Raw genomic sequence first — 19,144 nt, 5'->3', positions numbered from 1 at the left:
GCGGACTCGCGGTACCAACTACCCCAAATCGACATCATTTCCGCATCTTCCTTACAACTTCCGTCATCGCCCGAAGGCAGGAATCCCCATGAGAATAACAATTCTTTACTCACAATTGATCCCCCCACCTAAATTTGGAACTTTCGTATACTCTTCTCGGGTTCTATGGCTTGAAGAGTGCATGAAAGGGAAAATAGGTGTATACCATTACTCGGCACTGTGGAACTCAACCACCCGATCAGCAAAGGTTCACTCCCCCCGACCCGTCGGTGGTAACGATGTACGATTCCGCGATTTTGTCGAGCAGTTTCAGGTACTCGTTTGAGCTTTCACGCAGGCACCAATGTCGGGCGATGACGTGCGTTTCGGTGCAGGCTACCAGCAGGAATTTCTTGTGAAAGTAGGTGCCGTCGATAAAGAGCTGGTCATAGACACGATAGGGATCTGCTGCTGTTGGCACGATGATAAACCACAGCAGCTTAAACCACCGGGTCAAAGTCCGCCTTGTTATCCCAAGGCGTTTGGCCAAGTGGTCTGCGGATTCCCCAGAAAGGACCCAGTCAATAAAGATTTTAAAATGCCGAATCTCACTGGTGTGCGCGGGTGTTAATCGATGAAAACGTTGCACTGAGGGCATAGCCGGCCTTGGGGTCCTGCCGCAGTTTTGTTGTTCTTAACCAGAAAGTGGCCGCACATATCGCACGACAGCCGATTCCTATTAGCCATATGAATTGGCATTACCGCACCAGCAGCAGTCCTCCCACCACAGGTCTATGGCTATCCGATGTCGATTTCACCGATCAGGCTGTTGGAACCGATTCAAAATCAAGATCACCGTATTATCCCAGGCTGCCTTGGGAATCCGTATCGGTTTATCCACACGAAAAGTCCCTTAAGCCGTTAATTCTCAGAAGCCGATTTCTGCGAAGCAGCAAACTGGCTTCACCACGTATAGAACTCCAAGATGTTTCCGTCTGGATCCGAAATGTAGGCGGAATAAGAACCCCATGGCATTTTCTTGGGTGAGGCAGAAGTCTCGCGATAGGAATCTGGAAGTTGACTCCAGTACTCGTCGACGTCCTCAACAGAGAATTGGATTACTGCTCCGCCGGGGGTTGCCGGACTAGTGTTAGTGGCTGAAGCAAAAACTGAAGAATCGAATACGCCAATTACGCTGTCATCAAACGACACTTCAAAATATCCTTCTTCAGCAGACAATGGCTTTGCTTCGGAGTTTGGAAGTTGATGGTAGAACTCCCATGAGGCTTCGATATTGCGGGTCAAGATGGTCAAATGATCGAATCGCATGATTGGCATAACCTTTCTCGCTGGGCCAAAGATTAGTCGCGATTATTCCAAATGCCCTTTGCCCGTGTGCGGTATTAGAAATCGAGGCTATTGGATTCTTCATGCGGTGGCTTGGAGCCTTCAAGCAAAGGAACCAAAGCAAAGGCACCATTTGCGGGGCCCAGGATGGAAAACCCCAGGTGATTGCATGCGGAGTTTCGCATAAGGTGCCAGTACTTTGGTTCCTTTGCGGCTGGGGGGCACTCGAGCTGGGCACCTCATCGAACGCCCATGGTCAACCGCCCCTACTCGAACTCGGGGGCCTCGAAACCGTCTTCCTTGAGCCACTCCACGTGCGGCGGGGTGTTCATGCCCCACTCGGTGCGGGCGAGCAGGAAAGCCTCTTTCACCTCGTCCTCGCCATAGCCGCCATCGCGCAGGAACTGGCGGAAGCCGCGGGGGCCAGGTTCTTTGATCCACAACCAGACGTAGTCTTCCAGGGTGTGGTCGCCCAAGATGTCTTCCATGCCTTCTGGCAACAGCTCACGCCCGGCGCGCACGCGCTCCTCCAAGTCAGCGTCGAAGAAGTCGTAGAGGTAATCCAGGCCGTCTTCCAGCTGGGCGTACTCATAGGCGTCCATTGATTCGCTCCTCTCGCCACCATTCTTAGTCACGGATCAGCGCTCCCCTCAACTGTGTTTCTTTGCGCCGAGGGACATCCGGTCGACGTCGGCAAGCACTTCGTCCACAATCATCGGGTTGAATTCCCTATCGCGGCGCAGGCGCAGCAACTCTTGTTGGGCGCCGGCGAGGGCTGTTCGCCGTGCCGCGAGGGCCACCTCACGGGCCTCGATGGCCATGCGCAGACGAGTTGTAGCGTCCTCACCGTCCTCGTCCTCACCGAGGCGGTCCTCAAACCATTGGGCAATATTTGCCGCAATGTCGGGGTCCAGTTCCTCATACTTCGCGCGCATCGCAGCGATACCGGCTTTACGCGCGCGGGAGGTAATAGTCGCGCGCATCTTATCCGTGGCTGCCTGCGAATACGTAGTGAGGTCGAGCTGACGCATAAGCCACGGCAGCAACAGGCCGGGAATCACCATGGTCATGAGCAGCACCACGAGGGCGATAACGGTCAACTCGTTGTAGAAGCTCAAACCACTTGGAACAGACAGAACCAGCGCAAGAGTCACCAAACCGCGCATGCCGGACCACGTCATAAGCAGCACTTCTTGCAGGCGCAGCGGCGCCAGGCGTGGCTTCCCGCGGCGCCTATTAATGAGATAGAAGGCGTACATCCACACCAAGCGCACGAGGAAGGCAACAACGGACAGGATGACGCCGATGATGACCGCGTGCCAGAGGTCCGCACCCGCGGCGTCGATGGCGCTGAACACGGTCAGGCCGATGAGGCCGAAAGCCACGCCCGTGAAAAGCAGCTCGACGGTCTCCCAGAATGACTGGCCGGAGAGGCGGTCCTCCGCTTGAATCGGTGCGCGGGAGTGCAGTTCCACCGCGGCAATCACCACCGCGATGACACCGGAGGCACCGAGTTCCTCCGCGGCGATGTACACGGCAAAAGGAATCACCCACGTCAAGGCATTGCGAGCGACAACCTCGTGAACCGCGCCGACGAACCACGAAGACACGCGCCCCACGACGAGCCCGAGGATGGCGGCTACAGCCGCGGAGTAGAGGAACCGCGTCACCGCCTCCCCGGCGTGCATCTCACCCGAACTCGTCACGGCTTCCAAGGCGAGGTGGAAGGCCACAATAGACGCGGCATCATTGAACAGGCCTTCGGTCTGCAGCACGGAAATGATGCGTCGCGGGATACCGGCAGGTTCTGCCACGGCCTCGACGGCCACCGGATCCGGCGGGGCAATCGCGGCGCCGATAAGGATGGCGGCAGCTAGCCCCAAGCCTGGCATGAATGCGCGAGCGGTGAATCCCACCGCAAGGGTCGTAGCCACCACGAGCAGCACGGACAGAGCCAGGATGGTCATCCACTGCTCACGAATAACACCCCACGATGTTCTCCTTGCCAGCGCCCACAGCAATGGCGGCAAGAAGATCGGAAGAATGAGGTCGGCGGGTACGGCGAACTCGAATGTGCCATTCGAAAAAGTGGCGTATACCGAAACCGCCACCGCCGTGAGGATGGTCAGAAGCGCTGGCCAGGGAAGCCCGATCTTGTCCCCCACCGCCATGACAATGACGGTCAACAGCATCAGGCCAATAAGGACAAATAAAACTTCCATACGCGCTTCTTTCCCCGTTTAAGTTTTTCTGTTCTCAGACTACCGTTGTGCGGCCGGCGAGGGAGAGCAGTTACACAGCGCCATCCCAGACGAAGGCCTCCCGCGATAGCTTCTCCGGCTGAAACTGTTGGCACAGCTCCTGTACGGAAGAGGCCTCATACCCTAAGGAGTGGGCCAAGAGCTTGACGACGTCCCCCGCATCCCTATCGTGCCCCTCGAGCAGCTGACGCAGGGTCACCGCCCCATCGCGCTTGGACAAACGCACACCCTCAGCGTTGAGCACGAGCGGCACGTGAACGAACTCCGGCTCCGGATAGCCCAGCTTGTGCGCCAAGTATGCCTGACGCGGGGCAGAAGACAGCAAGTCATCGCCGCGCACGATCTGATCGACGCCTTGGAAGGCATCGTCGACAACAACCGCCAGGTTATAGGCCCAGTCCATGCCCCGGTTCGGATCCGCCGGGGGCTGGCCGCCGCGGCGCAGGATGAAGTCATCCACTTCCCCGGTGTACTCGCCGGCGAGGGCGTCGTGGATGGTGAAGGAGGAGGCGTCGGCACGCAAGCGTATGGCTGGCACGCGGTTCTGAGCGGCGAGTTCGGCGCGTTTGGCGGCCCGCTGATCGTCGCTAAGCGCACGGCACGTCCCCGGGTACTGCCCAGGGATGGCATGCGGCGCGCGGGAGGCTTCCTGGATATCTTTGCGCGAGCAATAGCACTCGTAGGTAGGAAGCTGCGCCAAGGCCTCCTCATAAGCCGCGTAGCGATCCTGCTGGTAGATGACTTCCCCGTCCCAGTCCAGGCCGAGCGCAGCGAGGTCCTCCAGCTGGCGCTGCGCCGCCTCCCGCGAGGAGCGCTGCGTGTCAATGTCCTCCACGCGCACAAGGAAGCGGCGCCCGCTACTCCGGGCGTAGAGCCAGGCCAGCAACGCCGTACGCAGGTTACCCAGGTGAAGATCGCCGGACGGGCTCGGGGCGTAGCGTCCGACGGGGCTAAGAGAATCCATGGCCACCAGTCTACGAGGAGCCCCGCGCGCGCCGAAGTCCTCTACTAGACTCTCCCCCATGGCTTCTGATGCGACGTATCCCCTGCTTGATTCTGCCGACGCCAAAAAAATGCTCGCCTATGCGCGCGCCCAGGCTCCGGGGCTTTCTCTCCCTACCGATGAGTCCGCCCACATTGATGAGCAGATTAACCGAGTACTCGCAGATGATACTTTCCTAGGCAGCCTGGAAGATGCCGTTCCCGCCGCCCTCTACTTGGAGGCCCGGGAGACCCTCCGCGTGGCCGCCGGCACCATCAAGAACGTCGACGATTCCTTCACCATTGCCGCACTCGGCGCGCTGACCGGACAACCATCGCTGGTGGCCGCAGGCTATACCCGCGTCGCCCGCGCATGGCTGGATCACAACGACACCGAGGAAGCAGAGAAGTTCGCCGCCAAGGCAGCCGCGGCTGGCGATGACACGGCGTTGAATGAGATTGCCGCCGCCCGCATCGCAGCAAGCCACAAGGACTTCTCCGAGTCCGCCCCCGCCAGCGTGGATGCTTCAGCCGACGCCAATAGCCCATCCTCGAGCTTCGGCAACAACGTCTCGCTGGCCGAGCTCCAAGAGCGCCTAGAATCCGCCAAGAGCGGCGAAGCGAAAGCACACGCTGCTGAATTCGTGGCTATCAACGACGCCGTGACCGCGGGAGAATTCGACGGAGCAGGGGCCACGATGGGTGACATCCTCCGCACCATCCTCGAATCCGCCGTGGGCGCGCTGTGGGCATCAGGCTCTGCCGCCGACTGCGAGCGCGTTGCTGCGCATTCCTTCACCATCCTGTCCAACGCGCGCGCGGATGAGGAATACCAGCAGCTTCCGGCACCGATGCTGGCCCGCTTTTACAGCGATGCTGCACAGCACTCCGCTGCGGATATGGAGCAACGCGTGGCCTGCTTCGCCGCTGCTGCCCGCGAGTATCAGCGCTACGGAGACCTCGACGGCGAGCTCCGTTCGATCCTCAAGACCGTGACCCTCGACGTGCAACACCGTGCCCCTGAGGAAGCCTATGACATCCTGGCCTCCCGCTACGTGGATTCACTCAAGCTCCAGAGCCTGCCCGTGTCCGCTAAGTGGACCGTCCTGTACTCCGAGAGCCTGCGCTCGCAGGCGCAGGACATGTATAAATCCACCCAGGTTCTGCTCGACTTCTTAGAGCGCCATCCCGCCGCCGAAGCCACGACGCCCTCTGAGCACAACGCCATGGCGGAAGTTGCTGAGCTTCTGGGTGATCGCTACACCTCCGCCGACGCGGCCGAGCCTGCGCGCAAGATGTACCACTTTGCGTTCAACCTCTTTGAGGCAGCCGGAAATTCCCGCGCGCTCGAGGAGTTACGCAAGAAGGCCTAAGCCCCGCGATGCACGAGGCCTAGCCTCATCGCGCCTGGCCGCCGAACCACTGCCGGTTCGCCGGCAGCCACAGCAGCACAATGACCGCCGCCGAAGCGATCGACGCGGGCATGACCGAACTTGCCGGGATGAGCAGCACCACGATGGCGCTGATAACGGTCAACGCAATCCGCGCGGATTGCTGTGCATGCAGCACATAGGTGGTGAGACCACACACCAAGAGAACCAGCGCGCCGAGCACTACTCCCAGCTCGGTGGAAAGCTGGTCCGTGCGGGTTACCGCCGCCGGACTGTTTTCAAAGGCAATGAGCCGGCAGATGTTGTAGACGGTGTAGCTCGTGATGAAGACCTCCAGCACCGCTGCGATCTTCAACGGCCACGGGGCCCATTGCGCCTTCATATCGGCCGCGCGGCGGGCCTGGCGGACGGTGTCGCTGACCTGCCCATAGCGATAGTCCGGCGCGGGTGCGGCAGGCGAGCCTGGCTGTGGGGTTCCTGGGGACTGCGGGTTGCCGAAGGTCATGACACATCCTCAGCAAAGACACCGCGTTGACTCAGCAACCAGCGAATGGGATCCAGCACGCGATAGGGCGCAATGCCGCTGCGGGCTAGCTGGCGGCCCGTCGGGGCCTCACCCAACGCCGAGGTCACGAAGAAACTACCGCCACTCGGCGCTGCCGAATAGATCTTGTTGATGAGGTCGTTGGCACCCAGGAAGCGCAACAGCGATTCGGCTTCGAGGTGAACCATCCAGCGGTCCGAATCGCGGAAATTCCACCCGGTATCCCGGCGGAAGGCGGAGCCGCGGTTGGCCATGAGCTTCTTCCAGCGCACGTCATCGACTTGTTCCAGCTTCTGCACCGTGTCGAACTTCGAGATGGTCACGGCCAGCGGCGGCGGAGTATCCGTGTCGAGCAACGCCAGTAGGTTATCCAGGACCCGCAAGGAATCCGCACCGAGCTCACCAATATTGGGGATCAGCCCATGGATAAAATCCTGAATCTGTTGCACGCGCAGCGGGTCAAAGAGGAAGATCACCAAATCTGCGTGGGAGAAGAACGCAAGATTCTCGCGGTCGGCTTCGTTCTCCGGCGGGTTCTCCAGGTCCTCGCCCGCAACGTCGCGGAAGACCAAGTAATTCATGCGCTCACGGCCCTGCTCATCGGGCCACTTGCCGAGCTCAAAAATCAGCGGATCGCGCTGGTAAGCGTCGGTAGCCACCGCGCTCGGCGTGGGGTCCATGGCCCGCATCTCCTCAAAGAGCGGCTTTTCATAAACCTCGGCGTAGCGCTCGCGGGTGGATTCATCCGCCGCTTGCACGGAGCGGTTGTGTTTGTGCGCCAGCTGCTTGAGCTGCTTAATCATCACCGCGGTGTACAGCGACTTACCGGAGTTACGCGCGCCCGCCATGGCAACGCAATGCGTCACGGCGTCGGTCCATCCCTGCGGCAGCTCCCGGTTGGTGTAAGGGCTCACCGTCACACCGTCCTCGAGCGGTTTAAAGGTCCATGGGCAACGTGCCTGGCTCATTAGTTCCTCTCCTTCAGCATGGCGGTGACGCGGTCAGTCAATTCCGAAAGCTCAGTGTTGGCGCCGGATTCGAGCTGCTTGACGACGTCCCCGTCGATCACCGCATACGCCACACGAGCCGGAGTCTCGTTGATGCGCGCGAGCTCGAGCTCCTGGCGGCCGATGGCGCTGGTGATGAGCACAACGGTGGGCACCTGGGTCTCCAGCATGGAGGCCACGGGAGAATCGGTGACGTAGATGACCAGCGAGGACGTTGAGGTGAGAGTCGGCAAGCGCCACGGCCGCTGGCCTACGCGCTCCGCTCCACTATCAATCACACCCGCGATGAAACGGGTGAGCTCATCCACCTTATGGGTCTCGATGCTGTCCTGCCCGTCAGTGGCGCGGAAGTGCCGGAAAGCATCGGAGAGCGCATCGATGTACTTAGCGGCCGCTTCAATGATCTTCGGAGTGACGTTGACCTGCATGGAGGCAGAGCCATCGATGACCACGGTGACATCATCGAGGCCAGCGACATCCAGCTCCGCGCGGCGCATCTTGGAACGCACCTCGCGGGCGGAATCTGTGATTCCGGCGCCCTCGGTCGTGCCGAATGCTTCCAAGAGGTAGCTCCCAGATTCCGGGGTGACCTCGGCGAGGCGTTCGGCGGAGTCCTCGGCGGCGTCGATAAGCACGCGCGGGAACGTCACCGAATCACCGGCGTTGCTTACCGTCAGGCGCACCTCGCTGCGCAGGCCGAAAGTCCCATTCCGCTTGGGGCGCACGACGATGGTGGCGCGCTCAGGCAGGGAGTGCACCATGATGGAGAGGTCGTGGACGCGCACGGCATCGACGCCTTCTCCCATAATCGCCAGCTCCATCGAGGCGCCGCCAGTTCCCATCTCGAAGGCTTCAACGCGCAAGATGCCGTCTGAGCCGATGCGGCGGGACTCCCCGTCCCGCAGTGTGTATTTAGCCATGACGTTTCTTCCCTTCTCTTACCTTCCGTGGAATCCCGTGTTTCGACCGTGTTCGCCTAGTCCTCCGTGAACTGCTCCACGGTGCTGCCACGCTGTATGCTGCGCAAAATGCGATGGGGCGGGTTGCTGCTGCGCACGCGCCGAGCGCTCCGCGAGCAACTGTGTCGTGCGGTCCAGCACCATGGCGACGCGCCCCGTGGCATAGCGCTCGCAATGCTCCGGCACGAATGTTCCCGCAAAGTGCATTGCGGTGAGGTGCGCGATGTGCTCGAGCTCGCGGTCCTCCCAGGGCCGCAGCGCATCCTCTGCCAGGAGGTTGAAGTCCCGCGGGAAATAGAACACCCAAGAGGCAACTATTGCGGACATCAGTAACTTGTCCAGCCCCTCACCCAACGAATTTTTGTCGAGGTAAGCCAACTGGATGGAGCGTCCGCGGTTGGTATCAAGGTGCTCGATCCACCAGCGCGGATCGAATTCCTTGAGCCTATGCCATTCCTCGGCGCTGAGCCCAGGAACGTTGGCGTTGCCACCCGATGCCGCTGCCGGCTGCGGATGTGCTTCTTCAGCTGCTGGTGCGGCTTCTGCACTTGGCGAAGGCGCCGTTTCTACTGTCGTGGCGAAAGGGTTCTCCTGCGACGTACTCGGCGCGGGGGTATCGAGGGGATTCGGCGGAATACCCGCAGGGCCATGACCCGGGGCCGCAAAAGGCGAGGCGTCTGGGATAGGCGCTCCAAAATCAGCTGGGTCTTCGCCCCAGGAGTCGTCGAAGCTGAGTGCTGCACTCTTCTTAGGCTTGCTGGCTGTTGCAGCGCTCTCTTCCAATTCCTGTGCTGCACCCGTGCGCTGCTCGGCCTGCTCGTGCTGCGACTCCGGGGCCACGGCCTCAGTTTCTTCCGCAGCACGTGCTTCGTACGCGCTGACATCGGGCAGGGCCTCATCAAGTGCAAACACGACTGGATTGCCGGGGATCGCGGTTTCCTTAAGACGCTGCTTCTCGCTAGGCGGTACCACAAGCATGGTGGACGTACTCAGCGGAAACTCATTGATGGCGGCGGCCTTCTCAAAAGTGGAGAACCCGAAACCATCTTCCCCCACCTCGCGGGCGGTGGCGGCGATCCACAGCGCTGCCTGATTATCAGGCGCCACGAGAATGACCAGGCCATTGCGGGAATTCAAAACCGTCGCCATGGCGGTGACCAGCGCACGATTGAAGCTTGGGTTCGGGTTCGGGGTCACGGCTTTGAACGGTGCGGGCAGCTTCTCTGGATAGCGGAATTCGCCATCCAGAAACTCCTCCAGCAACACATCCGAGTGCAGCGGACCGCGCGCCGAGATCTTGACCGGAATCTGGACTTTGTCCACCTCGTAGATGGAAAACGGCGCTGGGATATCGGGAGAAAACAGGACCGTCGCCGGCGCCGGCGGAGTGCCCGTGCGCGAAATGGACGTGTAAGTGAAGACGTTTCCGCCACGGCCTGTCGCATCGAGGCCTGCGGGGACGGAGACCATAGTGACCCACTTTTCCGCCTCAGGAGTGAGAGCAAAAACCGCGGTGCGACGAACCAGCTCCGCACGCTGCTGGGCGGAAGGGAAATCCGGTATCGTCGTGCCGTTGTTGAGCGAAGTCGGCACGAAGGACACCAGCTCAGCCAGCTCCTCCTGGGTAATATCGCCGGCCTTCTGGCCCACTCCCCAACCACCGGCACGGCCATTGGCGCGGGAAAAAGATGCATAGCTAAAGGCACCGCCCATAACTACTGGCCTCCTTGGAAGTACTGGTCTTGAGAATAATCCTGGCCATAGTTGTGCTGGTCATAAGCGTTGGGCTCATATCCTTGTTGGCCGTACTGCGGGTCATAGCTGGGAGCTTGGTTCTGCACGGGTGGGGGCAGCATCAATTTGTAAGACACATCGCCTTCCACCACCACGGCTTTATCCAATGCACTCAACGTGGAGGAGGCATCGCTGTAGCTCTCCGAGAAACTACTAAAGACGTCCTCACCGCCGAAGCTGTCGAAAGAGGTATCGACCTGGCTATCAAAGCCCTCGACGGCGAACAGACGGATGAAACCCCTACGTTGAATTCGCTCGCCTACTGACACCGTGAAATCTGGGTACTGCCCGCGCATCGGGCCCAGTCCTTGAGCCACGTGTGTGGTGCTCTGCAGGTTGGTCTCCACAATGCCGAGTGCTTCGCCGTCTTCGGGGAAGAGCGGCAGGCGGTCAGCACGGTAGACCACCTGGCAGGAGAACTGGCGCTTGTCGCCGTTGCCCAAGCTCCAGAGGAACACCCCGATCTGGCCCTGAGCGTAATCAACCTCAAAGTCATAGGTCACTGGGCGCAAGCCCTCGTACTGAATCACGCGTTCATCGCCCTCAGTGCGTTTGCCCGCGAAGACTGCATAAGGCTTCAGGCGCACGGTATCGCCGTGCTGATCGAGGTGCAGGCGGATTCCTCCTTGAAGGTCGTAATCCTCCTCGCGGATCTGATCGTGCTCGCGATTAGTGGAGTACTCCACTGCCGTCGCGCCCTTCGGCCAATCAAATGTAATGAGCTGGCTGTCCACGCGCTCGATGAGACGGAACTGGTCATCCTCAATGGACTGCACGCGCTGCAGCACTTTGGATTCGCCCACCCAGGCATCCGCGTCGTTAAAGTTCACCGGGGTGATATAGACCTCGTACCAATCCGGCGGCCACGGCACCGTGGTGGTTTGGAAAGAGCCCGGTTCAGACACTCCACGGGTCTCACTGATGGCGCTCGATAGCGCACTTTCGACGTACGTCTTTGGCACCGCGGACGTGCGAAGGTCCGCCTGCGGGGCGTTGGGTGTCAGATAGATCTTTACCTCGCCGGTCTTGGGCGAGTACCAATCAACTTCGATGCTGTCTTGTCCGTATTCGCTGCGGCGCTCACAGCGTGAGAGCTCCAGCTTCTCCAGCTCGCTGGCAAGTTTCACGGAGCGCTGGACGGCGACTTCGTCCTGGCTCTGCTCGGTAGCGCCGTGGAACTCCGCTTGGCCTAGCAACGAGATGACGACGGTCTGCCCGGCTTCCTGCACCGGAATGGTGGCCTTGCGCCCACTGCTATCCACGTCTTGTTCGAAGCGCGGGGAGAGCTTTTCCTTCTCGCTGTCCCGGCAGGCATAAACCATGGCGCTCGAGTGCCCCGGTAACAGGTCCCAGGACACCTGGATGGCTCCCTTGATGGTGGATACCTGGACGTTCACCGGTGGGAAGACCACGCCCGTGTCTCCCATGAATACCGGTTGGCTATTGATGAGCTCGCGAAGATCCCGGCCCTTGTACGCCCACACCGCGTAGTGGCGCAGACCTGCCTCGCCCGGGGTGTGATCACGGTAGGCAGTTCCTTTTGTGTAAACGAGGGTGTCACCGGCATCCGGGGAGGCCACCATTTCTGAATCATCGGCCACAACCCGGTAGAACACCACCTCATCCGGCGAGTGCTCAAGCTCGGGCCACCACAGGCGCACCGGATGGCGAAGGTCGTTGTCCTCCGGCTCCGGTTCTGGTTCGATGCCATAGCCAAAGTCCTCGTGAGAATCCTGCGCCAGCGCGTCCTCTTGCGGCACCTCAACTTCAAATTCGATGCCGGGAGCTTCCCAGTTCGGGTCTTGGCGGAACTGATACTCCGCCTTAATCCCAAAGCCCGGGATAGTGATGTAGTCCTCTTCGTTGACCTGGGTCTTCTGCTCTTCCTCGGCCTGCAGTGCCTCCCACTCGGCAAAGAAATCATGCGGCTGTGCCGCTGGCTGTGCCGGATCTGGTTGAGGCGCGGGGCCTACCTGCGCCACGCCACGAGCTGCGGTACTAGCTGCAGCGGCACGTTGTGCCTGTTCCCGCTGGCGGGCTTGTTCTTCGGCTCGCGCTGCCTTTTCCTGTGCCGCACGTTCCTGCGCGGCACGTTCTTCCTGGGCCACTGCGGCGTTGCGCGCCTGTGCGCTCAGCTCTGGGTGGGCCACCTCTTCGCCGTTATACGCGGCGGCAATTTGTTCGGCGAACTGCCTAAACGGCGCCGATACGGCCGCGCGCACATCATCGGCGTTCACGCGCTTGAGCTGGTGCAGGGACTTAAGCTCGCTCAGCGGCATATCCGTGATCGAAGGTTTCGGGTTGTGTGTCATCAACGTTCCTTAAGGAGGTCTCGTCAGAAAGTTTCGTCGAGGTCTGAGAGGTCCGGTGCCTCCGGCCGACCAAACGGCGGCTGCGTAGTCGGCCCTTGGTTATCTCCCTGCACCGGCGATTTAAAGCCCATGTGGTCCATGTCATCCAGGTCGTCGAGTGAAAAATCCGCAGGATTCACAAAGGACGGGGCATTCGACGCCGCGTCGGGAATCAGGTACTTGAAGTCAGTGATCTTTCCGTACTGCACCACCGTCACAGAGCGCGAAAGCTGGCTGGTCAGCGCGGTCTGGCTGTCTACCTCGACGATGCGCGTGCGGGAGCCATCGATTTCGGTATACCCTTCAGCGCCACCGGCGCTGGTAAGCGCATTCGGGCTAAAGGCCTGGAGGGCTCCCTTTTCCTGGTTCATGCCGTCGAGGAACTCGGCGGTGCTCTGAACGCGACTGCCGCCTTCCTCGCGGAAGGTCACGCGGCTGAGGTATTGCTGCAAGCTGCGGGTCATGCGCGGATCCGTGATGACCTTCTGCCATTCCTGCTGCTTGTGATCGCGGTCCTGCATGTAGGGGTGGTCAAGGCTGCGGGACAGGTTATCCAACGCAGTGCTGGAGCCGAGGCCAGCCATTCCCCACATCTCATTGAGGGCCACAGCCGAGTGGCCGGTGCGGTTGCGCTCAAAGGTGTCATTCATGTCATCGAGCAGTGACTTAAGCGAACGGTGTGCCCACTCCGTTTGGAAAATATGGGAGCGGATTTCATCCGTCATGCGCACAGCATCGTCACGGTTGAGCACGGCCTGGGCAATGCGGGCATTCTCCGGAAGACCCGACTGCGGCGTCCGCAGGTGATCGCTCGACGTTTCCTTACGCCCAAAGGGCGCGTAAATCGCGCGGCCCAACAGCGCCGACCAGCTCAGGAACTGGTTATAAGCGTTGGAGATGCGCGAGATCTCCGCAGAGGCCGTGGCCAGATTCTGGGCGGCGATCTCTTGGTTGCGGTTCAACAGCTTGCGCCGCTGCACGTAGTCGAAGATCTCACGCTGTGCCTTGGTAAAGACCGCCCAAGAACACACGAGGAAAATAAGGACAGCCACGATGATGCCCACGACGTACCACGGCCAGTCGAACCACTGCAGGTACTCACCCAGCGGCAAGTCCGGGTTATAGCGGCCAGCCACCATGTAGGTCATCAGGGCAAGCACCACGAAGAGGACGATCCACATCGTGCGCAGCTTCCGGGTCAGTGCTTTGTTCTCCGCGTTGAAATCACGCGCCTGGAAACTATTGGCCAGTTCTTGCAGCTCGCGCGCCTTGGCGTGCGCGTCGCGGTACTTCTGCTGGGCGTGCCCCAGCTTATCCCAGAGGCCCTGGCCTACCTTCCACGCGAAGGTGGTGCTGTTCTTCGCTCGCCAGGAGGCAAACTCGTGCTTCTTGCGGCTGACCGCTTCATTGCGGGTCTGCTGGCTGGTGTACTCGATGTCGGCGGCAAAACGCTCAGCGCCTACCGGATCGAAAGGCGCGACGGTTGCTTGGGACTCGTGCGTATAGCCCAACGTGCTGGTCATGAGCGGATGGAAGCCCTCAAAAGAAGCGCTGACATCCTGCACGGACTGGCCACCGTACTGCACGATGTACATGTTGCCCTGGTTATTGCGCAGGCCCTTGGTATCGATGCTGTCGCGCCAGGAACCGTCGACAAGCCCCAGTGCGTAGTCGTGGTAGGCCTCCCACGTGCGCGAGAGCTGCGGTTCCTGGCCCAAGGAAAAGTGCTGCTCCCGGGCAACTCGCATGGTGTGCTCACTGGCTTGACGCAGCTCGTCGACGCTCGTTGCGCCGCTACCCTTGCCGGAGTGCCCGGCCAAGACAACCTCCACGCTGGAGTCTTGGCCATAGAGCATCTTCTGCAGGAAGGTAGCGGCGTTCTTGTTCATCGCACCGCGCTGGCCCTCGACCCAATCCTGCGGCTTGCCCACCACAGTAGACCAGTACAGACGCAGATTATCCTTCAGCGCCGCCCAGCCGCTGACCTTGTGAGATTGCAGCTCCTCATAAGCGGTCGGAGCGCTCACCAACGGGGAAATCTCCTGGTTGATGAACATCTGAGCGCACTGATCCGTCAGCTGTTCCGGATTGGCGTAGTGCACGGCGCGCGAAATGTTATTGACCTGCGGCTGCGGCAAGCGCTGACTGGGATCGAAAACGGCCTTCCTGACCTTGTCCTCGATATCACTGGCATCGATGGTGCGGTGGAAGGCGCGCACCAGACGGAAGCGCTGCCGGTCGCCTGTTTCGATGACGCGATGAGTTTCTGGATCCAACACGGCCGGTTCGGGCATCCCGCGCCATAAACCAAAGATGCTGGCTACGGCCGGGGCTGCGAACTGGGCAAGCTCGAAGCCATCTGCGGTGCGCTTGATCGGGCGAATGCGCGAGGAGGCTGGGGTCCCGCCCTCTTCTGGAGAGAGCACGAGGTTGCTCCAGCCCTGCAGCGGCGCGATGTCCACGCTCTCGCGCGGAAGGGCTGACAACAACAGGCGCACGCGCAGGTTGGAGGCCTGAATCAGGCGCTGGTCGACGGCCCCGACCCACTCCGTGAGCTTGTCGACGTCCTGCGGTTGTTCCGCATCCATCGGGTCAATCGTGGCGAGGAGGACGTCCCCGCTGAAGCTGCGGAGGGCCTCGTCGAGCGTCGACAAGCGCGCCGTGCCCTCCTCCGTAAAGGAGCGCACAACAGCTCCGCTCGTGGGGTGGGCATAGTCGATCCAGAGGAAGTCCTGCAGCAGGCCGACCGCACGCAAGTCACAAAGGCGGGAGCGGATGTCATCCGCGGTGGCGCCGTGTCCGAAAATAATTACGTTCGTCATTAGAAGGTGTCATCCAGGTCGTTGAGGTTGAATTCCGGAGCGAGGTCCTGGCCAAAGCCAGAATCGGAGCTGCGCACCTGCGGGGCAGGCTGGGCGACGGGGTTCTCCGCCACCGTCTTGGCCTGATTCAGGTAGTTGCGGATGACCGGGACCATTTCGATGACGTCCAGTGCTAGGTCACGGTAGTACGGCGTATGCGAGGCGACCTCGCGGGAGCGTACCTCCGCAAAGGGCTTTTCCTTACGTCCCTGTCCCGGCAAGGAGTTGGTGTGGCCCGGCACAAAGTGGTCCGCACCGCGGGCGAACTTATCCAGCTCCTCCACGAAGGATTCATAGCGGTCTTGGATGGAGGTACCCATAACACCGCGGTTCGGGGCTTCGCCGGAAGCCAAGAACTGCGCTAGGCGGTGGACCACCGGGTGGGTGGCTGCACCGGAGTGGGCGAAGTCTAGGCCGTCGTCGAAAAGCCCGCGCAACAGCTGGTACGGGTAGAGCGAGGAAGCGAATCCGTAGCGTCCAGTTTCCTGCACCTTGGCGTAGGCGATGAAGATGGACTCCAGAACCGAAGGCATCCAGTCGGACTTCTTGATCATGCGGCGCGGCGAGATAAGCAGCGGATCCGGGAAATCAACCCAACCATTCACGCCACCATCCGTGTCATCGAAGATGTGGGCCGCCGCATTGGCTGCATCGGCGTTGGAGATGTAAACGCGGCCGGTAATGCGTCCGATGATCCAGCCGGCCACCATGGCCTGGCGCTCCGTCTTCGTCAGCGGCAGGGCTGCTGGCAGCGGGCGGGTGCGGCGCTCCGACCACCAGGAACCGTCGAAACTGTCCTGCTTCTCGATGTCCTTGGCGATGTAGTTAAACATGGACGAGAAGACGATCGGCGAGTAGTTGGGGTAGGAACCGAAGATCTCGATGTGCTGCACATGGTCCGACATGTTCAGCGAGTTGCGCAGAGCCACCGTGGAAGGCCCGTCAATCTCCGGGCGGCTGAGCACCGACTCCAGCTGGGAGGCGATGCCGGTCTCCGCAGAGCCCAGCTCCGCAAACGGGATATCGGAGAAGGAGTAGGTGTACTGCACGGACTTGCCGTGGATGCGCTGAACCATGTCATCGTTAACAGCGGCCAAAGGGCGGGCATAGCTCAGGGCCAGCTGGAAAGCCTCGACGAACCGGCGCTGACGCTGCGCGTGCTCGACCTCGTTGATATCCGGGGTAAGAGTGAGGTAGCGGCGCAGATCCACCGAGTTGAACTTCTGGAACTCATAATCACGGCGATTAATCCACTGGCGCGAGCGCTCCAGCAAATCAGTTGGGCGAATCTTGGCGCGGTAGTGCGCGCGCTGGGATTCGCGGGATTCACCACTTTGCGGATGGCGCGAGAGGTACTTGGACACCCAGCCAGCACGGTTGGAGTAAGCATCATTGGTGCGCTTCTGCGGAGCCAGGGTGTCATTCGGCGCCTGGGCTGCATCAAGCGATTCCCACTCACCGCGGATGACCGCACGCACCGCAAAAGGATAAGCCTGCTCGTAGTTAGTGACATCCGAGGTGGACTGCTGGCCCTGGATGGTACGCAGCATCTGGTCCCGGTAGTCCGAGATGAAGCTGTTGACGTCGGTCAGCATGATTTCGTTCTCGGCACCCTTGAAGCGGGTTTCCACGACCTCATCGAGCTCCGTCGGCCACGAGTTGACCTCGTCAGTGCGGACGTCAGCCAACTTGTTGGTCTCCGGGCGCTTCGACACGGCCTTCTCCAGCACCGCGTGGGCATCTCCCAGCTCGCGCTTGAGGTGGAAGAGGTTCTCATCGGCGTAGTCCTGCAGGACATCCTTGAGCAGGTGAGCAATGGCCATGAGCGCGTAGCTGTAGAACTGGTTGAAATACAGGCCCATCAGAGCGTTAACCGTAGGAGTCGGGTCCGTCATCTGGCCCTTGCCGGTCAACGGGCTGAGGATAGGGTCCGCGCCTTCTGGCTTCGCCAGCACGCGGGTGTTCTGGTAGTAGCCGGAGTATTCGGAGAGGCGCGGCAGGAGGCGGTCGGAGTTGGTGAGCACGTCCGTGATCTTGGAGAGCATCTCGCGCACATAGGGCACGCCCACCGCAGCGAGCTCCGACTCTACGGTGGCGAGGACACCATCGCTGAAGAAGTTGGCGTAGCGGTAAACAATGTCATAGGCGGCATTGTTCAGAACAGATGCGATGGCCTGTTCATTGCGAGGATCGGCCATGTTTCCCTCGAACTCTTCACGCCATTCGTTGACGTTACGGCCCTGGCCCACCGGAATGAAGTTCTGCAGGTGCTTCGTAGCACTATCCGCGGCCTGCTGGGCCTGGCCACCAAAGACGCTGTTGAGCCAATTCCACACGCTGCCGCTATCAATCTGGCCGCCTTGTGCCCAGGAGGGATCAAGCGTCATAGAGCTAAAGGCCTTGGGCAGACGCTCCTCCAGCTTCTTAGCAATCTGCATCTCGCCGGCCTCGGGGTTCTGCGGGTCGAGGTGCCCGTTGAAGAGGCGCTCGAAGGCGCTGCGGGCAAGACGCTGGGAAGAGTATTCGGCAAAGCGGTCGCGGCCCATCGAAACCTGGGCATAACCCAGCGAACCCCAGGGCAGGCGCCCCCACGGCGTCCCGTCTGGGCGATCCCAGCCGAAGAAGCGGCGGCCGCCGTCACCGGCCGGAGTATTGGTCAGCGCGTAGGACACGAGGTTATCGCTGGCCTTGGTGGAAGCCATCAACCCCGCCAACGCGCGGCCCAGGCCGCGATAGATGGACATGGCGGAACCATCGCCGAAGCGAGCGCTGGTGGTGCCCATCTTGGAACCGATGGGGAAAATACGGCCGAAGGTCTGCCCCTCCGGCGGGGTGCCCATGTCGAAGGCCTCGAAGATGGCGCGGTCATGCTCGTAGGCATTACCCATTTGCGCGGCGACGACCTCACCGAACATGGCCAGCGAGTTCGGCCATGCACCGGCCATGTCATCCGCCTTGTTATCGGCGAAGATCTCCGGGGTGTACATGAAGATGAGGGTGCCTTGTGGGTTCACATTCGGGATGGTGGTGAGCACACGGCACACGTCCAGGAACATCGAGGCGCCCGCGCCACCCGCCATGGAGGAGACAACGAGGACAACCGGCTGGGAATCACCGGTATCGGAATCCAGCTTGGTCTGTTTGTAGTTAAGACGGTTGAGCTCCTGGATCGCCTCCTGCGTGAACATCTCATCCACCGCTTCCTTAAGCGACTGGCGGATCTTCTTGAGATTCGGCAGCGTCAGCATGCGGCCAATCGCGCGATACTGGCCGGCACCATCAGCCAGCTTCACGTCGTTGGTGGAGGGGTTGCGCGTGGCCCACGTTGCAATCTCACCGAGCTTGCCGGCACGGCCCAGGGTGCTGGACACGCCTTCGTCGAAGGAGTTGTAGTTCTGGCGGGCACCAATGCCCACGTAGTGACCACCGTTCTGGGTAACATTCGGCAGCTTCTGCGGTCCAGCCTCCTCTTCGAGCGGCACGTCGATGTTGACGAACTGCCATGCCTTGGGCAGCTCGGTCATGTCCGGGTCAATGCTTCGCAGCTCGGCCTTGAGCTGATCCATCATGAACGCCAGTGTCTTGGCGCCGGAGCCACCGCAACCGACGACGAGGAACTTCTTCATCTTTAACTACCTTTCGAAGGGGAGGTTCGCTTCTGTGCTGTTT

Annotated in this window: 12 protein-coding genes and 1 pseudogene; 1 reads left to right on the top strand and 12 read right to left on the bottom strand. The window is 60.8% G+C overall.

Going from position 1 to position 19,144, the window contains the following annotated elements; all coding sequences use genetic code 11:
* Nucleotides 1–253: 253 nt before the first annotated feature.
* From HMPREF2967_RS05850 to gluQRS, 5 genes and pseudogenes are all read right to left on the bottom strand, one after another.
* Nucleotides 254–726: pseudogene (locus HMPREF2967_RS05850) on the bottom strand (IS256 family transposase); the annotation flags it as partial.
* A 216-nt stretch (nucleotides 727–942) separates the two neighbouring features.
* A complete protein-coding gene (locus HMPREF2967_RS05845) occupies nucleotides 943–1,308 on the bottom strand; it encodes a VOC family protein (RefSeq protein ID WP_070533813.1) in 366 nt (121 codons plus the stop codon).
* 284 nt (nucleotides 1,309–1,592) lie between these two features.
* Nucleotides 1,593–1,928, bottom strand: a complete 336-nt coding sequence (locus HMPREF2967_RS05840; RefSeq protein WP_070685444.1) for a hypothetical protein — start codon at nucleotides 1,926–1,928, stop codon at nucleotides 1,593–1,595.
* A 48-nt stretch (nucleotides 1,929–1,976) separates the two neighbouring features.
* Nucleotides 1,977–3,548 (bottom strand): cation:proton antiporter, encoded by a 1,572-nt coding sequence (locus HMPREF2967_RS05835; RefSeq protein ID WP_070524542.1) that lies wholly within the window; start codon nucleotides 3,546–3,548, stop codon nucleotides 1,977–1,979.
* Between the two features lie 70 nt (nucleotides 3,549–3,618).
* On the bottom strand, nucleotides 3,619–4,551 hold the full coding sequence (gene gluQRS, locus HMPREF2967_RS05830) for a tRNA glutamyl-Q(34) synthetase GluQRS (protein WP_070685450.1): 933 nt from the start codon (nucleotides 4,549–4,551) through the stop codon (nucleotides 3,619–3,621).
* 58 nt (nucleotides 4,552–4,609) lie between these two features.
* Between gluQRS and HMPREF2967_RS05825 the strand changes: the two genes are divergently transcribed.
* Nucleotides 4,610–5,941 (top strand): hypothetical protein, encoded by a 1,332-nt coding sequence (locus HMPREF2967_RS05825; protein WP_070685441.1) that lies wholly within the window; start codon nucleotides 4,610–4,612, stop codon nucleotides 5,939–5,941.
* Nucleotides 5,942–5,966: 25 nt separating this feature from the next.
* Here HMPREF2967_RS05825 and HMPREF2967_RS05820 read toward each other — a convergent pair whose 3' ends face one another.
* From HMPREF2967_RS05820 to HMPREF2967_RS05790, 7 genes are read right to left on the bottom strand one after another with little or no spacing between them, the layout of a single operon-like run.
* Nucleotides 5,967–6,464: a hypothetical protein gene (locus HMPREF2967_RS05820; RefSeq protein ID WP_070533821.1), complete on the bottom strand. Its 498-nt coding sequence runs from the start codon at nucleotides 6,462–6,464 to the stop codon at nucleotides 5,967–5,969.
* Nucleotides 6,461–7,471 carry a TRAFAC clade GTPase domain-containing protein gene (locus HMPREF2967_RS05815; RefSeq protein WP_070562451.1) on the bottom strand — a complete coding sequence of 337 codons (1,011 nt, stop codon included), beginning with the start codon at nucleotides 7,469–7,471 and terminating at the stop codon, nucleotides 6,461–6,463. Before HMPREF2967_RS05815 ends, HMPREF2967_RS05820 begins: the two co-directional genes overlap by 4 nt.
* Nucleotides 7,471–8,430, bottom strand: coding sequence for a hypothetical protein (locus tag HMPREF2967_RS05810; RefSeq protein ID WP_070685439.1), 960 nt, complete (start codon nucleotides 8,428–8,430; stop codon nucleotides 7,471–7,473). Before HMPREF2967_RS05810 ends, HMPREF2967_RS05815 begins: the two co-directional genes overlap by 1 nt.
* A gap of 18 nt (nucleotides 8,431–8,448) precedes the next feature.
* Nucleotides 8,449–10,182, bottom strand: coding sequence for a GAP1-N2 domain-containing protein (locus HMPREF2967_RS05805; RefSeq protein ID WP_070685436.1), 1,734 nt, complete (start codon nucleotides 10,180–10,182; stop codon nucleotides 8,449–8,451).
* A 2-nt stretch (nucleotides 10,183–10,184) separates the two neighbouring features.
* Nucleotides 10,185–12,575 carry a SaeA-related protein gene (locus HMPREF2967_RS05800; RefSeq protein WP_070564248.1) on the bottom strand — a complete coding sequence of 797 codons (2,391 nt, stop codon included), beginning with the start codon at nucleotides 12,573–12,575 and terminating at the stop codon, nucleotides 10,185–10,187.
* A gap of 23 nt (nucleotides 12,576–12,598) precedes the next feature.
* Nucleotides 12,599–15,436: a hypothetical protein gene (locus tag HMPREF2967_RS05795; protein ID WP_070564245.1), complete on the bottom strand. Its 2,838-nt coding sequence runs from the start codon at nucleotides 15,434–15,436 to the stop codon at nucleotides 12,599–12,601.
* Nucleotides 15,436–19,101, bottom strand: a complete 3,666-nt coding sequence (locus tag HMPREF2967_RS05790) for a tubulin-like doman-containing protein (protein ID WP_070685433.1) — start codon at nucleotides 19,099–19,101, stop codon at nucleotides 15,436–15,438. Before HMPREF2967_RS05790 ends, HMPREF2967_RS05795 begins: the two co-directional genes overlap by 1 nt.
* Nucleotides 19,102–19,144 lie beyond the last annotated feature (43 nt).

The sequence above is a fragment of the Corynebacterium sp. HMSC059E07 genome (genome assembly GCF_001814395.1).
In the GTDB taxonomy this organism is placed as follows: Bacteria; Actinomycetota; Actinomycetes; order Mycobacteriales; family Mycobacteriaceae; genus Corynebacterium; species Corynebacterium hesseae.
This window is presented reverse-complemented; position numbering and strand designations above follow the sequence as displayed.